At 34.2% G+C, this 18484-nt stretch carries 14 protein-coding genes; 11 read left to right on the top strand and 3 right to left on the bottom strand.

From position 1 onward, the window contains the following. Positions 1-49 precede the first annotated feature (49 nt). Both CLV33_RS16255 and CLV33_RS16250 read left to right on the top strand, forming a co-directional pair. A complete protein-coding gene (locus CLV33_RS16255) occupies positions 50-3145 on the top strand; it encodes a VPS10 domain-containing protein (RefSeq protein WP_105474764.1) in 3096 nt (1031 codons plus the stop codon). Then, positions 3145-3690, top strand: coding sequence for a CopD family protein (locus CLV33_RS16250; RefSeq protein WP_042239941.1), 546 nt, complete (start codon positions 3145-3147; stop codon positions 3688-3690). Before CLV33_RS16255 ends, CLV33_RS16250 begins: the two co-directional genes overlap by 1 nt. Before the next feature lie 160 nt (positions 3691-3850). Here CLV33_RS16250 and CLV33_RS16245 read toward each other — a convergent pair whose 3' ends face one another. From CLV33_RS16245 to CLV33_RS16235, 3 genes are read right to left on the bottom strand one after another with little or no spacing between them, the layout of a single operon-like run. Beyond that, positions 3851-4984 (bottom strand): ATP-binding protein, encoded by a 1134-nt coding sequence (locus CLV33_RS16245; RefSeq protein WP_105474777.1) that lies wholly within the window; start codon positions 4982-4984, stop codon positions 3851-3853. 32 nt (positions 4985-5016) lie between these two features. Continuing rightward, positions 5017-6129: a hypothetical protein gene (locus CLV33_RS16240; protein WP_105474763.1), complete on the bottom strand. Its 1113-nt coding sequence runs from the start codon at positions 6127-6129 to the stop codon at positions 5017-5019. Continuing rightward, positions 6130-6882, bottom strand: coding sequence for an SDR family NAD(P)-dependent oxidoreductase (locus tag CLV33_RS16235; RefSeq protein WP_105474762.1), 753 nt, complete (start codon positions 6880-6882; stop codon positions 6130-6132). A gap of 256 nt (positions 6883-7138) precedes the next feature. Between CLV33_RS16235 and CLV33_RS16230 the strand changes: the two genes are divergently transcribed. The 9 genes from CLV33_RS16230 (at position 7139) to CLV33_RS16190 (ending at position 18484) form a co-directional block, all read left to right on the top strand. Continuing rightward, positions 7139-8140: an AAA family ATPase gene (locus CLV33_RS16230; RefSeq protein WP_042239933.1), complete on the top strand. Its 1002-nt coding sequence runs from the start codon at positions 7139-7141 to the stop codon at positions 8138-8140. A 115-nt stretch (positions 8141-8255) separates the two neighbouring features. Beyond that, positions 8256-9122, top strand: a complete 867-nt coding sequence (locus tag CLV33_RS16225; protein WP_042247609.1) for a DUF58 domain-containing protein — start codon at positions 8256-8258, stop codon at positions 9120-9122. Positions 9123-9157: 35 nt separating this feature from the next. Next, positions 9158-10819, top strand: coding sequence for a hypothetical protein (locus CLV33_RS16220; protein WP_105474776.1), 1662 nt, complete (start codon positions 9158-9160; stop codon positions 10817-10819). After that, a complete protein-coding gene (locus CLV33_RS16215) occupies positions 10819-11829 on the top strand; it encodes a vWA domain-containing protein (protein ID WP_105474761.1) in 1011 nt (336 codons plus the stop codon). Before CLV33_RS16220 ends, CLV33_RS16215 begins: the two co-directional genes overlap by 1 nt. A 120-nt stretch (positions 11830-11949) precedes the next feature. Further along, on the top strand, positions 11950-12987 hold the full coding sequence (locus CLV33_RS16210; RefSeq protein ID WP_105474760.1) for a vWA domain-containing protein: 1038 nt from the start codon (positions 11950-11952) through the stop codon (positions 12985-12987). A gap of 266 nt (positions 12988-13253) precedes the next feature. Continuing rightward, on the top strand, positions 13254-14084 hold the full coding sequence (locus CLV33_RS16205; RefSeq protein ID WP_105474759.1) for a tetratricopeptide repeat protein: 831 nt from the start codon (positions 13254-13256) through the stop codon (positions 14082-14084). Between the two features lie 142 nt (positions 14085-14226). Further along, positions 14227-16002: a BatD family protein gene (locus CLV33_RS16200; RefSeq protein ID WP_105474758.1), complete on the top strand. Its 1776-nt coding sequence runs from the start codon at positions 14227-14229 to the stop codon at positions 16000-16002. 1 nt (position 16003) lies between these two features. Then, on the top strand, positions 16004-16765 hold the full coding sequence (locus CLV33_RS16195; protein WP_105474757.1) for a tetratricopeptide repeat protein: 762 nt from the start codon (positions 16004-16006) through the stop codon (positions 16763-16765). 273 nt (positions 16766-17038) lie between these two features. Next, on the top strand, positions 17039-18484 hold the full coding sequence (locus CLV33_RS16190; protein ID WP_105474756.1) for a proton-conducting transporter transmembrane domain-containing protein: 1446 nt from the start codon (positions 17039-17041) through the stop codon (positions 18482-18484).

Genomic DNA, 18484 nt, shown 5'->3' with positions numbered 1-18484 from the left:
ATGCTTAAATTTAGGCTATCTATATATTCACATTAAAACCCTTGCGATAATGAGATTATTTGCTGTTATTTTATGTTTTTTTTTCTTTGGAAACTCAATATTACTTCAAGCACAAACCTTTGATGAATCAAACTATAATGCATTACAATACCGGTTATTAGGCCCCTTTAGAGGCGGTAGAAGTGCTGCGGTTACGGGTGTTCCTAACAAACCAAATCTTTATTATTTTGGTGCAACAGGAGGAGGTATTTGGAAAACTACTAATGGAGGAAGGTCTTGGGAAAATATCTCCGATGGCTTTTTTGGTGGGAGTATAGGAGCTATATCCGTCGCTAAATCAGATCCTAACGTAATGTATGTTGGTGGTGGCGAAAAAACAGTAAGAGGAAACGTATCTTCTGGTTACGGTGTTTGGAAAAGCGTAGATGCAGGTAAAACTTGGACGAATTCTGGATTGAACACCTCAAGACATATTCCAAGAATAGCAATTCATCCTACAAATTCAAATATTGTATATGCAGGAGTATTGGGTAATATTTATAAACCAACCGAAGAGCGCGGGGTTTACAAAAGTATAGACGGAGGAAAAACATGGAAAAAAACCTTATTCTCTAATGCACATGCTGGGGTTGTAGATTTAATTATGGATCCTACAAACCCAAGAATTTTATATGCCTCAACATGGTGTGTACAGCGTACACCTTACAGTTTGAGCTCTGGAGGTGAAGGGTCTGCCTTATGGAAAAGTACAGATAGTGGCGAAAGTTGGACGGAGATTTCAAAACACGAAGGCTTTCCAACCGATACTTTGGGTATTATTGGTGTAACCGTATCTCCTGTTAATAACCAACGTGTTTGGGCTATAGTAGAAAACAAAGAAAAAGGAGGACTTTACAGAAGTGATGATGGTGGAGACACATGGAAACAGGTGAATAGTGAACGTAAACTACGCCAGCGCGCATGGTACTACACTAGGGTGTATGCCGATACTAAAGATGTAGATTTGGTGTATGTTTTAAATGTACGTTACCATAAAAGTACAGATGGAGGACAAACATTTAGCACTTATAACGCTCCACACGGAGACCACCACGATTTATGGATAGCCCCAGAAAACCCCAACCGCATGATTATTGGAGACGATGGTGGCGCACAAGTAACTTACGATGGTGGCGAAACATGGAGTACATATTACAATCAGCCCACATCACAGTTTTATAGGGTAACTACAGATAACCATTTTCCATTTCGTATTTATGCGGCACAACAAGATAATTCTACAATTAGAATTGCCCACAGAACAGATGGTAGAAGTATTACAGAAGACGATTGGGAACCAACCGCAGGAGGAGAATCGGCGCATATAGCCATAGACCCTACAAATAACGACATTGTTTACGGTGGGAGTTACGACGGGTATTTAACCCGATTCAACCATAAAACAGGAACCGTTAGAGCTATCAACGTATGGCCAGATAACCCCATGGGCCACGGTGCCGAAGGTATGAAATATCGTTTCCAGTGGAATTTCCCTATTATATTTTCAAAACATAATCCCAATCGTTTATATACGTTTTCACAACATGTACATGTTACTGAAAACGAAGGGCAATCCTGGGAAATTATTAGTCCGGATTTAACTAGAAATGATCCTTCAAAATTAAAATCTTCGGGTGGTCCAATTACACAAGATAACACATCTGTGGAATATTATTGTACCATTTTTGCAGCCCAAGAGTCTCCTTTAAAAGAAGGTTTGTTATGGGTTGGTAGTGATGATGGACTAATACACGTAACACAAGATGGTGGAAAAAATTGGACGAACGTTACGCCAAAAGGTATGCCAGATTGGATGATGATAAACAGTATAGAACCTAGTGTTTTTAATGCCGGTACTTGCTATGTTGCTGGTACAAAATATAAAACAGGCGATTTTACACCGTATTTGTATAAAACTACTAATTATGGTAAATCGTGGACAAAAATTACAAACGGGATAGCTCCAGAACATTTTACAAGAGTTTTAAGAGAAGACCCTAAACGTAAAGGCTTGCTTTATGCTGGTACAGAAACTGGAATGTATATTTCTTTTGATGATGGCAAAAACTGGAAACCGTTTCAGTTAAATTTACCTATAGTACCTATTACAGACCTCACCATAAAAAATAATAGTTTAATAGTAGCAACGCAAGGTAGAAGTTTGTGGATACTTGATGATTTAACCGTATTACATCAGTTACACGATCTTAAATATTCAAATCAACTTACATTGTTTAAGCCAAAAGATGCTTACAGAATGCGAGGGGGCACATTAAAAAATAGTAAAACTTCAGGTACAAACCATCCAAATGGTGTGGTAACGTATTTTAATATTAAAGATTTCGATGAACAGAAAGATACGGTGTCTTTAACGTATTTTAATATGAAAGGTGATACTATTAAAACCTTTAGTACAGCAAATAAAAAGAAAGACAAACTTGAGGTAAAAAAAGGGGCAAACCAATTTGTATGGGATATGATGTATGAAGGAACCGAAAAACTAGAAGGCATGATTTTATGGTGGGCTAGTTTAGATGGCCCTAAAGCTGTTCCTGGAAGCTATAAAGTAACTTTAAATAAAAATGGAGAAAGCGTGTCGCAACCATTTACTATACTTGCTGATCCAAGAGCAGAAAGCGATTTGGCCGACATGCAAGCGCAATTTAATTTTATAAAAGATGTAAATAATACAATGGATAAGGCGCATAAAACCATTAAAAAAATTAGAAACATTAACAAACAGCTCTTAGCTTTTGAAAAGCAGTATAAAGGCGACAACACGGTAAAAGATTTGCTAGATAAAGCAAAAGCATTACAAAAAGACTTTAAAAGTATAGAAGAAGCCTTATACCAAACTAAAAATAAGAGTGCACAAGACCCACTTAATTTTCCAATTAGGCTTACCAATAAATTAGGGCACTTAAATGCCTTGGTAAGTATGGGCGATTTTGCGCCAACCGAACAAGATATTGCGGTAAAAAATGAACTTACCCAAAAAATAAATAAAGAATTAAGTACTTTTAATGCGTTGTTAAGCAACGAAATTAAGGCGTTTAACCAAGCGTTTAATGCTAAAAATTTAAACTATTTATTTATCGATAAATAATGGCATATTTCTATCTAAAAGCATTTCATCTTATTTTTGTAATTACTTGGTTTGCAGGGTTGTTTTATATCCCAAGGCTTTTTGTGTATCAAATAGAAGCATTTCAAAAACCATCACCAGATAAAGAAATTTTAGGCAAACAACTTAAGCTAATGGCAAAACGGTTATGGTTTATTATTACATGGCCCTCGGCAATTTTAGCCCTAGTTTTTGGATTAAGTTTGTTTTATATTAATCCTGCATTATTTTATCTGCCATGGATGCAAGTAAAAATAGGCTTTATTCTGCTGCTTTTTATATATCACTTAAAAACGCATCAATACTATAAACAATTACAGAATGATGAGGTAAAAAAAACATCCAGCTACATGCGTATTTGGAACGAAGGTGCCACATTCATACTCTTTGCAGTTATTTTTTTAGTTATCCTAAAAAGTGCTATAAATTGGATATGGGGTATTATTGGTATTGTGGTTTTGGGTATTCTTATAATGTTAGGGTTTAAACTTTATAAAAACTTTAGGGAGAAAAACCCAGAGGCTTAATTTTACTGAAGTTAGATTAAGCGCATAAAAAAACCTTGACTCTGTTTCGATTTGGAGCACAAGGTTTAATTAAAATGATTAATAGCGTTGCAAACATAATACTTTTTCAGAAAATAAACATATGTGAAGGTTAAATTATGGTTAAATTTATTAACAAATGTTAATTGTATTTTACCTTCCTTAAAATCCGCATAGCTTCTTTATATAGTAGATAAACACCATTATTTTGAGTTTTTAAAAAAGGTTTAGCTTCTTGTAGCTTATCTATAGCGTTTTCAAAATCGTTAAGGTAGCAAATAAGATATGTAGATGGCAAATTGTTTAAATCTACAGTTTCATTTTCAGTTAAGGTTACCCCCTTTTTTAGTTTTTCTAAAAGCGCATTATTGCTGTTGTACATATGGTACAATGTTTTTTTATTGAATTGTGGAGGCTCAAATAACAATTTGGTTTCAATGGTGTAACTGGCATTATCCTGAAAATTAATAACAGTTTCTTCTAATGGGTAATATTTGTGGTTTTTTTGAAATCCTAGGTTAACATATTCAATAATTTCAAAAGTATCATCGGTAATCGTTATAGAAACCTCATCGAGTGCAGAGAAAAATAAACGTACCTGTTCGTTAATCAATTCTATATCCACCCTAGAGTAAAATGTCTCCTTTTTTATAATTTTTTTTTGTCCAGCCCAACACACTACAAAATATTCTTTAAACACTTTGTATTGTGCATTATAGTCTTTGCGCTTTTTCATAAAATCCATCACACCATCAAGGGTGTGCTCTATATTGTTTTGAGCATTTTTTTCAATAGCTTCTACAATTTTAGAGTTCACATCAACAATATCACTTTCAAACACTTTGGGCATACTTATACTACCATCGCGAAAAAACACAGATCCACCGTAATACTTCCAGATATTTTTACGTAGCGAGGTTAGTTTTCCAGTAGGCCTAATGGTTACAAGCCCTACCACTTTATCGTCTGGGAGGTGTGGAAACGGTATGTTTTCATATTGCACAATGGGCGGATGGGTTAAATAAGCATTTATGAGATTTTGAATTTTGCTATCATCAAAAAAATCTACACCAACAATTGTGTTGTCTTCATCTTCTACACCAATAACTATGTAGGAGTTGTTTTTTGGGTTGCTGTTAGAAAGAGCACAGATATGCTTTAAAAACTTAGCCTTACCTTCTTTTTGGCCAATATCAATTTTTCGCTTTTTATCATAAAAGCTGTTCTCATCATTATGAGCCAAAAGGTGTTTTATAAGTAGGCGTTTGTTAATCATATCTGTCATTCCTGCGAAGGCAGGAATCTATTTTAAAATTCTACTGGGATGAAAAATTGCTCTACGAAAGTTTTAGGGATAAATTTAATTATTTCTTTAGTCGATGTTGCTGGTTTATCAGGTTTGCCTAAATTAAAAAACGATTTTTGCCAAGGAACCATATCTTTTATTTTTTCAATTATATCGTTGGCGTTGTTTGGGTCTTGGATATAAATTTTTTTCAAATTAGACATTGAATCTAGGATAAATTTATCAACCTTTCTATTAAAAAAAGGGAATGAGTAACCAATGACAATCAAAATTTCGGTTTCGGAAATAGAATGCCTTAAATTTGGGAAAAATCCTTTTTCTGTATTAAAATCTTCCCAAGCAAATGTCATATTAGGCTGGCTTTTGAAATTTTGTAATTCTCCATGTAAATCCAAAAAAGTTTTTATTATTGAAGTGTTGTTTGATTTAAAGTCAGATAAAATGTTATCAATATTAAAATCTCTTTTTTGAATATTGGTAGTTCCATTTATTTTATAAACGCAAAATTCATTAGGAGCGTAAGCGTCGAACATGATATCTCCTTTTGAATGTAATTTAAGTTTTTTCTTAGCTTCATTTATAGAGTCATTGGTAAAATTGCTAAGTGCAATTTCCAACTGAGAATCGTAGTTCCAAGAAAGCAATTTTATTTGACCTGGAAGGTTATTTAAGTCATCAAGAACCGATGCAAAAAGACTATCATATCTTTTATCAAATTTTTTTGTTTGCAAGAAAATGAAGAAGCATGATAAAATTGTTTTTAGTTTTTTTAGATTAGGTAAATCCTCTTGTAGGTATAGTTTTTTTGCAAAAGTATCAATGCTAGTGTGTTTTTTTGCTTCAGACTTTAACCATATTATATCTTTATAAAAGTCTCTAAGTTTTGAGTGATACTCCCGTAAAGTTTTCACATCATTTTGGTGCTGATATAAAAAAAGTTTAACTATTGTTTGATTTTTTTCATCAGAAAACTCTATTGGAGCAAAATTGTGATAAGCTTTTCCAGGATTAAATTCGTTTGCAAAATGATCCAACGCATCAGGTATTCCATCAACTACGGGTATTGCATTAAAACTTGCACCGGCTCCCAATAAATAAGTAATATTTTTTGCCATCTAAAACTCCTTTTTTACCGTTACACTATTAGCTTGTGCCGTACAAAACATCAAAACATCTGCAATGTTTACATGAGGAGGTCGTGTTACCGCAAAATAAATCACTTCGGCAACATCTTTCGCCTGTAATGCTTTAAATCCTTTGTAAACACTGTCGGCCTCTTTTCCGCCCTTAAAACGTACTTTGGAGAATTCGGTTTCTACCAGTCCGGGGTTTATGGCACTTACTTTTATACCAAACGGATTTAAATCTATGCGCATACCTTCGGTAATAGCTAAAACCGCATGTTTGCTACCACAATATACATTGCCTTTAGGATATACTTCTTTTCCTGCCGAAGAACCAATGTTAATAATATGCCCAGATTTACGCGCTGTCATTTGTGGTATAATCGCTTTGCTAACATAAAGTAGACCTTTTACATTAATATCCATCATGGCATCCCAATCCTCTAAATCACCAGTTTGTATGGGGTCTAAACCATGCGCATTTCCTGCATTATTAATAAGAATATCAATTTGTTTGAATGCTTCGGGTAAGTTATTAATAGCATGCAGGGTAGCATCCTTATCTCTAACATCAAAATTCAAAATGTGCACATCGGTTAAACGCTCTAAAGCATTTTTAATGGTTTTTAATCGGTTTAACCGTCTTCCGCATAACACTAATCTAATTCCATGTTTGGCAAATTCATAAGCTGTGGCTTCTCCAATACCACTTGTGGCACCTGTTATAAACGCTGTTTTTTTCATTGTTGTTATTTAATTCTCTCTAAAAATACCTAAAAAGGCATTTATAACCATTTTGTTGTACAGAGATTTAATTAATAATTATTCACCATTTTGCGCTATTTAAGATAAACTTATCATAATTAATGGTTAAAGTGAGGTTTCATAGTGTTTTGCCAATTTTTTTAACCAATCTTTAACAGGTTTCAAATAAAAATTTTAACAATTTGCATTGCTTTAAAAATGGGCGATATAATAGATCTCTAAAAACTTAAAAATGATGGAAGAAACCAGTACAATTGATATTAAGTCTATTAACGAGAAAATTGAAAAGGAAAGTGCCTTTGTAGATTTGCTTACTTTAGAAATGAATAAAGTAATTGTGGGCCAAAAACACATGGTAGAGCGTTTGCTTATCGGGCTTTTAGGTCGTGGACACATTTTATTAGAAGGTGTGCCTGGATTAGCAAAAACCCTAGCCATAAATACTTTGGCACAGGCGGTAGACGGTGCTTTTAGTCGTATACAGTTTACACCAGATTTATTGCCTGCCGATGTTACAGGGACTTTAATTTACAATATGAAGGAGAACGATTTCTCTATTAAAAAAGGCCCAATTTTTGCAAATTTTGTACTGGCAGATGAGATTAACAGAGCACCTGCAAAAGTACAATCGGCATTACTGGAAGCCATGCAGGAAAAACAAGTTACCATTGGAGACGAAACCTTTACCTTAGACAAACCGTTTTTGGTTATGGCAACGCAAAACCCAGTAGAGCAGGAAGGAACTTACCCATTGCCAGAAGCACAGGTAGACCGTTTTATGCTAAAAACGGTTATAGACTACCCAAAGCTAGATGAGGAGCAGTTAATTATTAGAGCAAATTTAAAAGGTGCTTTTGATAAAGTAAATCCTGTAGTGTCTTTAAAGCAAATCTTAACTGCACAAGAGGCGGTGAGGGATGTGTATATGGACGAAAAAATAGAAAAATATATTTTGGATATAATTTTTGCAACCAGATATCCTGAAAAATATAGACTTACCGATTTAAAACCATTAATTTCTTTTGGAGCCTCGCCCCGTGGTAGTATTAATTTGGCAACTGCGGCCAAATGCTATGCTTTTATTAAGCGCCGAGGTTATGTTATTCCAGAGGATGTTCGCGCTGTAGTTTACGATGTATTACGCCACAGAATAGGTATTACCTACGAAGCTGAAGCTGAAAACGTAACCTCTGAAGACATCATCAACAAAATTGTAAACGAGATAGAAGTACCATAAAAAGAGTTTTCAGTGTTCAGTTACAGTTAGCAGTTGCTTACTCAAACTGAATACTAAAAAAAACTCAACGGTTTTTAATAACTGAAAACTGCGACTGAAAACTGTTTACTGAAACATGGATACTAAAGAATTACTAAAAAAAGTACGAAAAATAGAGATTAAGACACGCCGTTTGTCTGATCATATTTTTGGTGGTGAATACCACTCTACATTTAAAGGGAGAGGTATGACTTTTAGTGAAGTACGCCAGTATCAATTTGGCGACGATGTAAGGAATATAGATTGGAATGTTACCGCACGTTACAACGAACCATTTGTAAAAGTATTTGAAGAAGAACGCGAATTAACCATGATGCTTATGGTAGATATCTCGGGTTCTGAGTTGTTTGGTACAGAGCAGCAGTTTAAAAATGAAGTGGTAACAGAAATAGCGGCAACCTTGGCATTTTCAGCCACACAGAACAACGATAAAATAGGGCTTATTTTATTTTCAGACCAAATAGAACTTTATATACCTCCCAAAAAAGGACGTTCGCACGTGTTGCGTATCATTAGGGAATTAATAGAATTTCAGCCAGAAAGTAAACAAACCAATTTAGCCGAAGCCTTAAAATTCATGCAAAACGTTATGAAGAAAAAAGCGATTGTTTTTGTGCTTTCTGATTTTATTGCAGACGATTACGAGCGCACTATGAAAATAGTTTCGGGAAAACATGATGTTACAGGAATAAGAGTTTACGATAAACGAGAAGAAAACATTCCTAATATTGGTGTGGTACAAATGCAAGATGAAGAAACAGGTGAGCTTATGTTGGTAAATACAACCTCTAAGAAAGTAAGGGAAAACTATGCAAAATTTTACAGAGGAAAAGTAAATTATTACAAAGAAACGTTTTCGCGTTCAGGTGCCGGCGTTATAGACTGTAGGGTAGACGAAAGTTATGTAAAGAAATTATTGGGATATTTTAAAAGAAGAAGCTAAAATATTAACGATTTATGATGAACGATTTTAGATTTATGAATAAAAGAACTTCCGTTTTCGGCAGCCTGTTTTCGGTTATTCGTCTTCGGTCTTCACTCATTTTGTCTTTTGTCTTTTGTCTATGGTCTTTATTCTCATTCGCACAAGTAACATCATCAATAGATTCTACTACCATAAAAATAGGAGAGCAAATCACCTATAAAATTCAAGTAGAAACAGATTCTATAAATTTGGTTGTGTTTCCAGAAGGGCAAACATTTACACCCTTAGAAATGATAGAGTCTTATGCTATTGATACTATCAAAAACAAAGATAAATTCAGTTTAATAAAAAAATACGGATTAACGCAATTCGACTCTGGTGCCTACACCATTCCGCGTCAAAAAATAATTGTTGGCGATAACACGTTTTTTACAGATTCGCTTAAAGTTGTAGTAAATACCATTGAGGTTGATACCACAAAACAAGGGCTTTACGATATTAAGCCCATAATTGAAGTAAAAAAAACAGGAAGTAATTGGTGGAAATATCTAATAATTACGTTGTTAATTTTAGGCTGTATTGCCGCTTTGTTATGGTGGTTTATTTGGCGACAAAAACCACTAAGCGAAGAAGAAAAAATTGCACTTTTACCACCATACGACCGTGCAAAATTGGCACTTAAAAAGCTAGATGAAAGCCACTATTTAAAACACGAACAGTTAAAGGACTATTACTCTGAGTTAACGCTAATTATTAGAAAATATTTAGACGAAAAAGTATACGATCACGCTTTAGAAAGTACCACAGATGAGTTGGTTAATAAATTACGCTTATTAAAGGATGGCAATCAAATAGATTTGAGCACAGACACAATAAAAAATTTAGAAAGCATTTTAAGACGTGCCGATTTAGTAAAGTTTGCAAAATCTGCTCCAGACGTAGCTTTAGCCGAATTAGATAGAAAAACTATTGATGCCGAAATAGACCATGTTAAAGAGGTCTTGCCAGAACCAACCGAAGAAGAAAAGCTTTTAGATGAGCAATACCGCAAAGAGCAAGAACTAAAAAAGCAACGTAAAAAGGTATGGCTAACGGTTGGCATTAGTATCTTTTTACTTTTAATTACCATTACAGGGTTTTCTATAAAATATGGTTTCAATTATGTTAAAGACACCATTATCGGCCATGAAAGTAAAGCGCTTTTAGAAGGCGAATGGATAACAAGTCAATACGGCGTCCCTCCAATAACCATTTCAACACCAATAGTGTTAAAGCGTATGCCTGCTCCAATACCCGAAGAAGCAAAACAACAGGTGGACATGACGATGTTTGGTTACGGAAGCCTTTTGGAAGGATTTCATGTGTACGTTATCACTACAAAAGTGAAAAACCTAGGAGAAAACAAAATTGAATTAGAACAAATTGCAGAACAAAGTATAAAAATGATAGAACAACAAGGTGTTGAAAATATGCTGGTTAAAAACGAAAAATTCGCAACACCAAATGGCGCAGAAGGACTAAAAGTTCATGGTTCAGGCGATTTTCCAACCCTTATTGAAGGTAAAAAACAAAAAGGAGAGTACACCATTCTATTATTTAATTCGGGCAATATTTTTCAGCAAATTGTAATTACAACCGAAGAAGATGATGTGTATGCAGATAAAATAGAAGAACGCATTTTAAACTCCATAGAACTTAAAGCAGACGAAGAATAATGTTAGAAGGTATTGAGTTTTTAAATAAAGAATTGTTTTGGTTACTGCTATTGTTGCCAGTAGCTATAGCTTGGTATGTTTTTAAAAACAAAAAACAAACAGCAGAACTTAAAATATCTAGCTTAAAAGGATTTAAAGTTACCAATTCTTGGTTGCCAAAACTAAAGCATATCCTGTTTGTGTTTAGGCTTTTAGCTTTAGCGCTTTTAATTACGGCGTTAGCAAGACCACAATCTGTAGATGTGTCTTCTAAAACCAAAACTACACGAGGTATAGATATTGTAATGGCTATAGATGTGTCTGCAAGTATGTTGGCAAAAGATTTACAACCAAACCGATTGGAAGCTCTAAAAGATGTAGCATCAGAGTTTATTAAAGGGCGCCCAAACGACCGTATAGGTTTGGTAGAATACGCTGGCGAAAGCTATACAAAAACCCCTATAACAAGCGATAAAGCTATTGTGTTACGCTCTTTAAAAAGTATAGAATATAATACAATTATAGAAGGCGGTACCGCTATTGGCATGGGTTTAGCCACCTCGGTAAACCGCTTAAAAGATAGTAAAGCCCAAAGTAAGGTTATTATTTTACTAACCGACGGTGTAAACAATACAGGTTTTATAGACCCTAGAACTGCCAGTGAATTGGCTGTAGAATATGGCATTAAAACCTACACCATTGGTTTAGGAACTAACGGTATGGCATTATCGCCAATAGCTTTAGATCCAAGAACGGGTAGAATTCAGTACGGTAGAGCCCAAGTTGAAATTGATGAAGAATTACTTAAAGAAATAGCAGATGCTACAGGTGGAAAATACTTTAGAGCTACCAATAACGAGAAATTAGAAGAGATTTATAAAGAGATAAACAAATTAGAAAAAACAGAAATAGAAGAGTTTAAGTTTTACAATTACGAGGAAAAATATCGTCCGCTTGTACTATTAGCAGGATTGTTGTTGTTGTTGTTAGAACTGTTATTGCGCTTTACTATTTTTAGAAGTTTTGTATAATTTTTTTGTCATTTCCGCGAAGGCGGAAATTTTAAAATAATAATTTAAAGTAAATAAAAAGGTGGTTAATTAGGTTTGAATCCTAACTGTGAACTGCCACAATAAACTGAATACTAAGAAATGTATCAATTAGATGAAAAAATATGGTTTTGGACTTTGGGAGTTATCCCAGTAATCATCCTATTCTTTTTGGTGCTTCAATTATGGAAACATAAAACACAAAAGAAATTTGCTGACAAGGATTTATTAAAAAGGTTAAGTCCAGATAAATCATTCTTTAAATCGGTCTTAAAGATTGTACTATTAAGTTTGGCTTTTTTGTGTTTATCAGTTGCATTAATTAACCCTAAAATAGGTACTAAGTTAGAAACCGTAAAGCGCGAAGGGGTAGATATTGTTTTTGCTGTAGATGTTTCTAAGAGTATGTTAGCAGAAGATATAGCACCTAATCGTCTAGAAAAAGCCAAACAATTAGTCACCCAAATTATAAATAATTTAGCTAGCGATCGTGTTGGGATTATTGCTTATGCAGGAAAAGCTTTTCCGCAATTACCCATTACAACAGATTATGCATCGGCAAAAATGTTTTTAAATAACATGAATACCGATATGTTATCATCTCAAGGAACAGCAATTAACGAAGCAATAAAATTATCTAAAACTTATTTTGATAATGATGAACAAACAAATAGGGTGTTAATTATTATTTCAGATGGTGAAGATCATAGCGAAACTGCAATAGATTTGGCAGAGGAGGCTAAGGCTGAAGGTATTCGTATTTTCACCATTGGCGTTGGCGACGTAAAAGGCGGTCCAATTCCATTAAAACGCAATGGTGTTGTGGTAAGCTATAAAAAAGATAACCAAGGTGAAACCGTAATTACTAAGTTGAACGAAGACACCTTAAAAGGTATAGCCGAAGAAGCCAATGGCGCATACATTAATGGAAAAATAACTAATGATGTAGTAGAAAATATTAGGGAGATTTTAAACAAAATGGATAAAACCGAATTTGAAGCGAAACAATTTGCCGATTTTAAAGACCAGTTTCAGTGGTTTTTAGGGTTTGGTGTTTTCTTTTTGTTTCTAGATATTTTCCTATTAGAGCGAAAAACGGCGTGGTTGAAAAAATTGAATTTATTTAACGAGAACTTTTAAGTCTTTAAAATCTGTGAGGTTTTCAAAATCTCATAGTTCTTTTAGACATCCGCAAAAAGGAAAAGTTTTTAGTGAGAAACATAAACTTTGGCTGGTATGCCCGTGTTAGGGATTGAACGGTATTTTTATACCGATGATAATCGGGGAGAGCAGTAAAAACCTGCCGGCAGGCAGGCGCGATCCTATAGGGTAACGCCCAAATTTATAGTTTTTTTAACGCAATAAAAACAACAGTTTTATAACTTAGAAATATAGATGTTTTAAAAATGAAAAAATTTATAGTATTAATTATATTCTGTATAACATTTGTTGGGGTTTCGCAAGAAAACAAAGAACGTATTATGGCTGAGAAACAAGCTAATAATTACGTTTATGAAGCCAATGAGCTGGTAAGTGAAGACTTTGTCGCTGCCGAAATGGAATACCGAAAAGCGCTGTCTAAGCAATCGGACAATATCGCTGGAATTTATAATTTGGGCAATTCCTATTATGAAAAAGGAAATTTTGAAGAAGCCTTATACCGTCATCAACAAACAGCAAAATTAGCTACTTCTAAAACAGCAAAACATAAGGCATTTCATAATATGGGGAATGTGCTCATGCAAAATAAAAAATGTAAAGAAGCTGTAGAAGCCTACAAGAGCGCCTTAAGAAACAATCCTACAGACGACGAAACACGCTATAATTTAGCCTTGGCGAAAGAGTGTGCGAAACAGCAAGAAGACGAAAATAAAGACGACGAGAACAAAGAGGACAAAGACAATAGCGACGATAAAAAAGACGAAGACAAAGAAAACCAAGACAACAATAAAGATAATCAGGACAATAAAGACGGTGAGGATAAAGAAGATGAGAAGCAGGATGGAGAAGATAAAGAAGATGAAAACAAAAAACCTGAGGATAAAAAAGAGGATAAAAATAAAGGCGATAAAGAAAAAGAAGACAATAAAAAACCCCAACCAAAGCCTGGGCAACTATCTCCTCAGCAAATTAAAAGTTTGCTAGAGGCTATGAATAACCAAGAGCAAAAGGTACAAGAAAAAATGAATGCTGAAAAGCAAAAAGGCGTTAAGGTTAAAACTGAAAAGGATTGGTAATTGCAAGATTGAAGCATGAAGCATGAAGTTTGGAGTTTGGATCATGAAGTTTGAAGTTTGAAGTCAAAGCGGGTTTTGTAATTTAGTTTTTTTTTGATTTTAGAATTTAACGTGTCGATATTATTGAAAGTAGAAAAGGAAAATGAAATTAATAAAACACATCTTAGTAGTAGTTACAGTAATGCTTGCTACAAATGTGGCCTTAGCTCAAGTTACTTTTCAAGCTAAGGTTAGCAAGAAAAAACTGGGTGTAAACGAGCGTTTACGCGTAGATTTTGAAATGAACAAAGATGGCGATAATTTTAATCCACCAAGTTTTAATGGATTTACTGTTGTTGGAGGGCCCAACCAATCGGTAAGTAATTCTTGGATTAACGGTGTTCGTACCTATAAAAAAACATATAGCTATTTTTTAGCGCCTAAAGAGAGAGGAACATTTACATTAGGGCAAGCCACTATTGAAATTGAAGGTGAAATCTATAAAACAACCCCCGTTAAAATAGAGATAACCGCTGCTATAGATAAACCTAAAAACCCAAACGACCCTAATTATGTAGCTTCTAATAATATTCATTTGGTTGCTGAGGTTTCAAATGCAACGCCTTATTTAAATGAAGCTATTACGGTTGTTTACAAATTATATGTAGCACCAACAACAGGTGTAGATAGCTGGCGGGAAATAGATGTGCCTAGGTACGATGATTTTTGGAGCCAGAGTATAGATACCAAAGGGCAGCGTGTGCAAAACGGAACGTTTAATGGTGAAGACTATCGCTTTTTAGTATTGCGTAAAACCGTATTATACCCGCAACGTACAGGAAAACTAAATATAGAGCCATTATCATTAAATGTATCGGTACAGGTGCCAACTAACCGTCGCGACATTTTTGGAAGTCGCTTAATGACAAGGGTTAATAGAACCGTATCTGCAGGAAACAGAACCATTAATGTAAAGCCACTACCAGAAAAAGGTAAACCTGCAGATTTTAGCGGTGCTGTGGGCGATTTTAGTTTTAAGGTAACCACATCTAAAACAGAGTTGGATGCTACAGAATCGTTACAAGCAAAAGTAGAAGTTAGCGGAAAAGGCAATTTAAAATTATTTAACCTTCCTAAAATAACCTTACCAAGCTCCTTAGAGGTTTATGAGCCAGAACATCAAGAAAACGTGAGTACAACTACTCGCGGTATGCAGGGAAGCATTTCTGATAGTTATACCATTGTACCGCAATATAAAGGCAAATATCCATTACCTAGTATTTCATTTTCGTATTTCGACTTAAAAACTGAAAGTTACAAACGCTTATCTTCTGATGAAATTATTATTAATGTTCTCGACGGGCCAGTAAATACCGCATCAGAGGCTTCAAATACATCAAATGGTATTGTAAAACAACGTGTAGAAACAAATAGCAACCAGTTTGCTTTTATTAAAACAAAAACCGATTTTAAACCAATACAAAAGGAATATTTTTTCAAAACTAAATTATTTTGGAGTTTGTTATTAGGTCCATTTTTAGCCATCCCTTTAGCTATTTTAGTTAGAAGAAAAAAGGCAACTAGAGATGCTGACGTTGTTGGTAATAAAATTAGAAGAGCCGATAAACTGGCTAGAAAATATTTAAAAGGTGCTAAAAAGCAATTAGGAAAAAAAGAAGCGTTTTATGAAGCTTTAGAAAAGGCACTTCATAATTATCTTAAAGCAAAATTACATATTGAAACGAGTGAATTAAGCAAAGATAGAATACAAAGTTTGTTGCTAGAACGTGGCGTAGAGACCAATGTTGTAAACGATTTTATAGCCATTTTTGAAAATTGCGAATTGGCACGTTATACGCCTATTACCAATGTAACTATGCAAGCAGATTATGATAAAGCAGCAAAAACCATTTCTTTAATTGATAAACAGGCAGGTTAAGATGAAACATGTTGCATATATAGTAATAGTACTGTTAAGCTTCGTAAGCGTCGAGGCCCAAAACAATACGCTTTTTAATGAAGCGAACACATTGTACAACCAGGGGAAATATGCCGAGGCTATAGATAAATATATGGCTGTTTTAGAAACCGATACACATTCGGCAGAACTGTATTATAATTTAGGAAATGCACATTATAAGCTAAATAATATAGCACCAAGCATTTATTACTTTGAAAAGGCGCTCCTTTTAAATCCTAATGATAAGGACATAAAAAATAATTTAGATTATGCCAATAACATGACCATAGATGCCATAGAAAATGTTCCAGAAGTGGGATTTTCTAAGTTAATAAAAAGCATGACCAAAACTTTTAGTTTTGATGTGTGGGCAAAAATCGCGGTAGCCTTTGCAATTGTTTATGTGGTTTTGGTGTTGCTATATTACTTTTCGTATTCGTCTCTTAAAAAGCGTATTACCTTTATAACAAGCATAATATGTTTACTGTTTTTATGTATCTCGTTAGCATTTGCTTTCAATAAATTTGAATTAGATAAAAAAGAGAATCCAGCTATTGTATTTGCTCAAGAATCTCAAGTAAAGACTGAGCCAAATTTAAGAAGCGAAGAGTCTTTTAGGCTTCACGAAGGTACTAAGGTTCAGGTACTTGATACTGTAAATAATTGGAAAGAAATAAAGCTCTCTGATGGGAAAACAGGATGGATTCCTTCTGAAGATATTAAGCTTTTAAAAGCGTTTTAAACTTACCTTTACAGTAATAATGCACCCCAATTTTCAGTTGAAATTAAAAATTGAAGTTGAATTAATTAAAAAAAAAGGTTTCAAATTCGAAACCTTTTTTTTGTGATATTCCAACACACACAAAGGTTTAGGCTTAATTATAAAAATATTTTATGTTATTCATTTAATATATAAATAAAAATCAATGGAATAGTTTTTTAAAATTTGCACTGTCAAGGAAAAATAGGTTTTCCGAAGCATTCAAATAAAACTAAAAAAAGATTTTTATTTCTTATGAAAGCAAATCCATTAGATCAATTAAACAAAAGATCTACACTATCAAAAGTTTTAATTCCACTAACTTGGTTTATATTTTTACTAAGCGCAGGATTAATTGTTTATTACTTTTCTGCTTTTCCATCATGGCGATTAGGCGGGTGGATTCACATTAACGGCTTTAGTATTGTTATTTACGCTGTGGTTTCATTTTTTAGCGGTATAGTGCAAATGTACTCAGCTAACTACATGAAAGGGTTTAAGTACCAAAATAAGTTTCTTTTACTGTGTTTGGCATTTTCATTATCTGTAATGTTGTTTGTTGTGTCAAACCATGTGGTATTAATGGTACTGTTCTGGTTTTTAATGGGAGCCATTATGTCTAAACTCATAGGTATCGATTCAGAATGGAAAGAGGCAAAACACGCCTCTAAATTTGCACGAACAAATTATTATGGCGGCACACTATGTTTTGCATTAGGTATTGCAATACTGGTTTTTACCACAGGCGCATTTTCTAGAACCGAAATTCTACTGAATTTAGAAAGCGCTGTGCAGTGGCAAATTACTTTAGCTTCGTTATTTATTCTAACAGCCGCTATTATTCAGTCGGCCATATTTCCATTTCACAGATGGTTGTTATCGGCAATGACGTCTCCTACACCTGCATCTGCCCTAATGCATGCAGGTTTTGTAAATGGTGCAGGAATACTACTTACCTTATTTGCACCAGTACTTTTTAAGGCAAATATATTATTGCTCATATTTATTATTGGAGGTGTAACCGCAATAGTAGCGCAATTTAGTAAACTGCTTCAGGTTAATGTAAAGCAAAAGTTAGCGTGTTCTACCATTGCTCAAATGAGTTTTATGGTAATGCAGTGTGGGCTTGGGTTTTTCTCAGCAGCTATTACGCATTTAATACTTCACGGGTTTTATAAGGCCTATTTATTTTTAACAGCAGGCGAAGAAGTTAAAAACGCATTGCCAAAGCCACCAGAAACAATTATAATTAAACCCTTACAGGCAGTAGTTATTACACTATCTGCAATTTTAGGCGGTGTGTTCTTTAGTTTTTTAACTGGTAAAGGTATAGCATTAGATAGCGGATTATTTTTAACATTTATTGTAGCCATTACTGTTGGGCAAGTGGTTTATAATATTTTAAATCATGCCAACGTAGCTGGTGTAACAAAACTAATCATTACACCAATATTAATAATTGCAGGAGTTGGGGTTTATGCCTTAGTATTTAATGGTGTAACCTTACTAATGTACGATATGCCAATGGCAAATGTAGCTGTAGAATTAACAGCAGTACATATAATTTTTGGCATTGTATTTCTTATAGCATTCCACATTATGCTTTCGGGTATATATCGAAAAATACCATGGCTTTATGTAAAGCTTATGAATGTGTCTCAACCATTAAACAAATCTGTAATTTCCTTTAAAACCAAATAA

The sequence above is a fragment of the Jejuia pallidilutea genome, assembly GCF_002973595.1.
Taxonomy (GTDB): domain Bacteria; phylum Bacteroidota; class Bacteroidia; order Flavobacteriales; family Flavobacteriaceae; genus Jejuia; species Jejuia pallidilutea.
Note: the sequence above shows the minus strand (reverse complement) of the source record. Positions and strands in the feature narration are given on the sequence as shown.